Raw genomic sequence first — 4,806 nt, 5'->3', positions numbered from 1 at the left:
CCATCAGGTCGACATCACGCGTGACGACAGCGTCGGTTCGCTGTTCGGGCAGATCGGGCGCGTCGATGCCATCGTCGTCGCCGCAGGCAACGTCATATTGGCGCCAATCGAAAAGATGACGGCGGCCGATTTTCATCGAGGCCTGCAGGACAAGCTGCTCGGTCAGGTGCGCGTCGCGCTGGTGGGGCAGCATTACCTGAGCGATGGCGGCTCGATCACGCTGACGTCCGGCATCGCCGTCGATGATCCGATTGCGCAGGGTGCTCACGCCGCGGCGTCGAATGCCGGAATCGAAGGGTTCGTGCGTGCTGCTGCGTGCGATTTTCGTCGGGGTATCCGAATCAATGCGGTCAGTCCCACCATGCTGATCGAATCCGCGGAACGGTTCGGGCCGTTCTTTCCCGGTTACGAAGGTGTGCCGGCGACACGTGTGGCAATGGCGTATCGGCGCAGCGTGGAGGGCGTGCATAGCGGCCGCATCTATCGGGTTGGGCACTGAAATTAGCGCGCTTGCGGCGAAGGCTGCAAGCAGCAGTCTAAAGGTCGTCCGGGCAGATGCGTCATTGAACAAGGTTTCACGGGCTGGAGGGACGATTTATTAATACAGTGCATAGGTCTTAGCAAGCGCGTAGCTTGATCCCGTCGAGCGCCGAACGTATCGTTCGAAGCGTAGATCAACACGTCGCCATTGATATCAATCCACACACAATAAGCGGGCGGCTTCGGATGTGCATGGGTAGAGAGACATCGAGCCTGGCGCGTACAAGCCATCGCAGATTGGTTTGAGGCAATTCCACCCTCCGGGGAGGGTTCCCCACTGCTCGTGGCGAAGATAGGCGCCAGATGGCCTTGGCCAAATCATTGCAATTATTATGGAGTCCATACCTTGAAAATCCGTCTTGGTGTTTTTGCTATTGCACTCGGTATGCTCGCACCGTTGTTTGCGTCGGCTCAGTCGGTGTCGAACGGCCCGACTCGTGAACAAGTCCTTCAGGAAGCGAACCAATATGCAGCTGCGGGTTTCAACCCGGCGCGTGCGAACCCACGTACGTGGGTTGACGATGCACAAGCAGCATCGCGAGAGGTTGCAGGCATGCGCACCGCGGCCCAGCCCACGTCTCATGTTGCGTTCGGCGGCGACGCGGACAAGTGAAATGGTTCGGCGTACGACCGTGGCCGCTCGTTGCGGCGATGCGGGGCGAGGCGCTGCTTCGGGGAGCGCTAGTGGAAAGGAATTGGCTGCGTGTTGGATATGGCGATGGTATGGTGCTGTCAATGACGAGACGGTGGATGATCGATCATGGAAGACAGTACACTGCGCGATTCCTTTGGCGGGTTGACGGCACTCATCGCCGTTGCTCGCGCGAAAAGTTTTACTCGAGCTGCCGTGCAGTTGGGTGTGTCCCAATCCGCAGTCAGTCACGCAGTTCGTGCGCTGGAGGAGCGGCTCGGCGCTCGACTGCTCGCGCGAAATTCGCGTACCGTCACGCCGACTGAAGTAGGCGAGCGGCTCCTTCACATCGTTGCGCCGCGCTTGAAGGAAATCGACGCGGAGATGTCCGCTCTGTCGGATCTCGGTGGCAGCCCGAGGGGCTCCATTCGCGTCACCGCACCGGACTATCCGAGCCGGACGATTCTCGCTCCCAAGCTGAAAGAGTTTCTGCCCAAATATCCTGATATCAAGGTCGAGCTGAGTATCGACAATCGCTTTGTCGACCTCGTGGCCGAGCAGTTCGATGCCGGAGTCCGGCTTGGCGAAGCGATTGCGCAGGATATGATCGCCGTTCAAATCGGTCCTGACGTTCGCTTCACCGTCGTGGGCACGAAGCGGTACTTTGCCACCCATGCAGTGCCTCGGACACCCGGTGATCTCATACACCATAGCTGCGTGAACTTGCGACTGATGGCGCATGGCGGATTATGGGCGTGGGAGTTCGAAAAAGGCGGACGACCGGTCAATGTTCGCGTCGACGGTCAGTTGGCGTGCAACGACATTTACGAATGCCTGGCCGGTGCGGTGGCGGGGCTTGGGCTAGCGTATGTTCCGGAAGATCTCGCCGAACCGTATATCAAGGCGCAGCACTTGATACCGGTCTTGACGGACTGGTGTCCGTCTTGGGGTGGGTTCTATCTGTACTATCCCAGCCGGCGACAACCGTCGGGAGCGATGGCCCTTCTTGTATCCGCGTTGCGTCATGCGCATTAGTGTGCGAGCGCTCTTCTCGTCTGCGCGGGCCAGATTGCAAGTGAAGACGTCGCGTCCCTCTGCATGGAATCGATAAATGTCACGGGAAAACTACAGCGAGTTGCTCGCATTGATTGCGGTTGCGCGCGAACGTAGCTTTACTCGTGCGGCCGCGCAGTTGGGTATCTCGCAGTCGATGCTCAGCCATACGATTCGCGGAATGGAGACGCGGTTGGGTGTGCGCTTGCTTACACGTACCACCCGAAGCGTATCCGTGACCGAAGCTGGAGAACGATTGCTGCAGGTCGTCGAGCCCAGGTTCAACGACATTGAAGCAGAGCTCAAGAGCATCATTGAAATGCGGGACGTTCCAGCAGGAACGATCCGCATCACAGCGCCGGAGCATGCCATCGATACGTTGCTCTGGCCGCGCCTTGCGAAGATCCTCGCGTTGTATCCGCAGATCAAGGTGGAGGTGAACGCCGACTATGCGTTGACCGATATCGTCCAGAGCCGGTACGACTTTGGGGTGCGTCTCGGCGACGAGTTGTCGAAAGATATCTCTGCCGTCCGCATTGGACCCGACCAACGTTTCGCGATCGTGGCTGCGCCGTCGTATTTCGCTTCGAAACCAGTGCCGACCAAGCCGCAGGATCTGGTCTGTCACGATTGCATCAACCTTCGCCTTCCGACCTTGGGAAACCTGTGCGCATGGGAACTCGGTAAAGGTCAGCGAAAAGTGAATGTCCGGGCCGACGGGCGGCTCGTATTCAACGGCATTTACCAGGTGTTGAACGCGGCACTGTCTGGTTACGGGCTGGCCTACCTCCACGAGGACCTGGCGCAACCCCATCTCGAAACCGGGAGATTGGTGCCGGTGTTGAAACCATGGTGGCGCACGTCCCCCGGATATCACATCTACTACTCGGCTCAGCGCGAGATTTCGCGAGCGATGCACGTTCTGATCGACGCACTTCGACACACGAAGTAGCTGTTCACGTCGAAGTGGTTGAGCAATCCAGCACGTTCTCATCGTCGGATTTATCAATCCGATGCATCGGTCTATTCCGGAATCGGCGTATTCGCCAATGGCCTCCTCGACCTATTATGGGCTTCGAAGCCGGGGCCGCTAGCGATGCATTCCTGTCGCTCACGTCGAGCCGTCGGTAGCCAATACCTCCGTTGAGATGCACCAATGCTTTATCCGCGCGCCGGATGGGTTGGCGTTGCTGCGTCCTGCATTTTTGGGAGCGAACATCATGACCCCTTCATCTTCTTCATTCGTTTCCTCGCCGCGCCAGACAGGAAGCGCGGTAGGCGCCATGGCGCTGTGTGTGGCGATGCTGATCGCCTCGGAGTTCATGCCGGTCAGCTTGCTGACGCCGATTGCGCATGACTTGAATGCAACCGAGGGCATCGCTGGTCAGGCGATCTCGATTTCCGGTTTCTTCGCCGTCCTGGCCAGCTTGTTCGTCGCGCCGCTCGCCGGGCGTTTCGATCGTCGGCATGTGTTGATGAGCATGACGGTTCTGATGCTGATATCGATCGTGCTGATCGCCGTGTCGCCGAACTTCGCGGTGCTGATGATTGCGCGGGCGTTCCTGGGGCTTGCGGTCGGAGGTTTCTGGTCGTTGTCCACAGCCACGGTGATTCAACTGGTGCCGGCACAACGCGTACCCAAGGCGCTCGGAACGATCTATATGGGTAATGCGATCGCGACAGCCTTTGCTGCTCCGATTGGCGCGTACGTCGGTGGCCATTTGGGTTGGAGATTCGTATTTGCTGCGCTGGTGCCTTTGGTACTGGTGAATCTAGTATGGCAAGCGGTAAGCCTGCCGAGCATGCCCCCCCGAGCAGCCATTCCCATCACCCGGTTGTTCGGACTGCTGAAGCGCCGAAACGTTGCGGTCGGAATGGTTGCGGTCATGCTCACCTTCGCCGGCTCCTACGGGACGTTCACCTACTTCCGTCCGTTTCTGGAAGCGGTAACCGGAGCAGACGCCAATCAACTGTCGATGCTATTGCTCGGATTGGGCGTGGCCGGTTTTGCTGGGACCCATTTCGCGGGCACGATGCTGCACCGCAACCATGTTTACCCTCTGTTGCGCTGGTTGCCGATTGCGCTCGCCGCCGCGACGCTGGGATTGGTGCAGTTCGGCCACCTGTTCGCGGGCGCCGCGACGATGATGATCGGCTGGGGCGCCGTGAATGCAGCGATTCCCGTCACGTGGTCCACCTGGCTGGCGAAGGAAATCGACGACGAGCCCGAAAGCGGTGGGGGCTTGATGGTCGGATCGATTCAGCTGGCGATCATGCTGGGCGGCGCGCTAGGGGGAGAACTCCTCGATCGCATCGGCGTGTTCGCTCCGTTGATGGGCGGGGTCGTGTTGCTCGTTCTTTCGGCATTGCTCATTGGTAATGGTGCGCGCCTGAAGAAGACCGAAAAGCTCGACTGACCCGGTTTTGGCGGCACGTACGCCGTTCGCTTCCGAAGCTGCGCCGCCAGCAAAGGCTGGCGGAATTGCCCGAAGTGCCGGCTGCTGGAAAGCAGTGTCAGCGGCATCGACGTCGAAGGTGCTTCCTGCCGAAGCGGTTCGAGCGTACGCCAACACAGCGCTTCA

The 4,806-nt window shown here is 59.4% G+C and carries 5 protein-coding genes; all 5 read left to right on the top strand.

All coding sequences use genetic code 11. The features are described 5' to 3' along the window. Nucleotides 1–499 (top strand): short chain dehydrogenase (locus tag JMF90_RS24430; RefSeq protein WP_201325523.1); only part of this gene is annotated, 499 nt, incomplete at its 5' end. A 387-nt stretch (nt 500–886) separates the two neighbouring features. Continuing rightward, nucleotides 887–1,153 carry a DUF4148 domain-containing protein gene (locus JMF90_RS24425; RefSeq protein WP_260525823.1) on the top strand — a complete coding sequence of 89 codons (267 nt, stop codon included), beginning with the start codon at nt 887–889 and terminating at the stop codon, nt 1,151–1,153. 147 nt (nt 1,154–1,300) lie between these two features. Continuing rightward, a complete protein-coding gene (locus tag JMF90_RS24420) occupies nt 1,301–2,206 on the top strand; it encodes a LysR family transcriptional regulator (protein ID WP_011549035.1) in 906 nt (301 codons plus the stop codon). A 76-nt stretch (nt 2,207–2,282) separates the two neighbouring features. After that, nucleotides 2,283–3,176 (top strand): LysR family transcriptional regulator, encoded by an 894-nt coding sequence (locus JMF90_RS24415; RefSeq protein ID WP_011549036.1) that lies wholly within the window; start codon nt 2,283–2,285, stop codon nt 3,174–3,176. Between the two features lie 196 nt (nt 3,177–3,372). Further along, complete coding sequence (locus JMF90_RS24410) at nt 3,373–4,641, top strand: MFS transporter (protein ID WP_307730539.1); 1,269 nt, start codon at nt 3,373–3,375, stop codon at nt 4,639–4,641. Nucleotides 4,642–4,806 lie beyond the last annotated feature (165 nt).

Source organism: Burkholderia sp. E168m23, assembly GCF_016586125.1.
GTDB lineage: Bacteria > Pseudomonadota > Gammaproteobacteria > Burkholderiales > Burkholderiaceae > Burkholderia > Burkholderia orbicola.
This window is presented reverse-complemented; position numbering and strand designations above follow the sequence as displayed.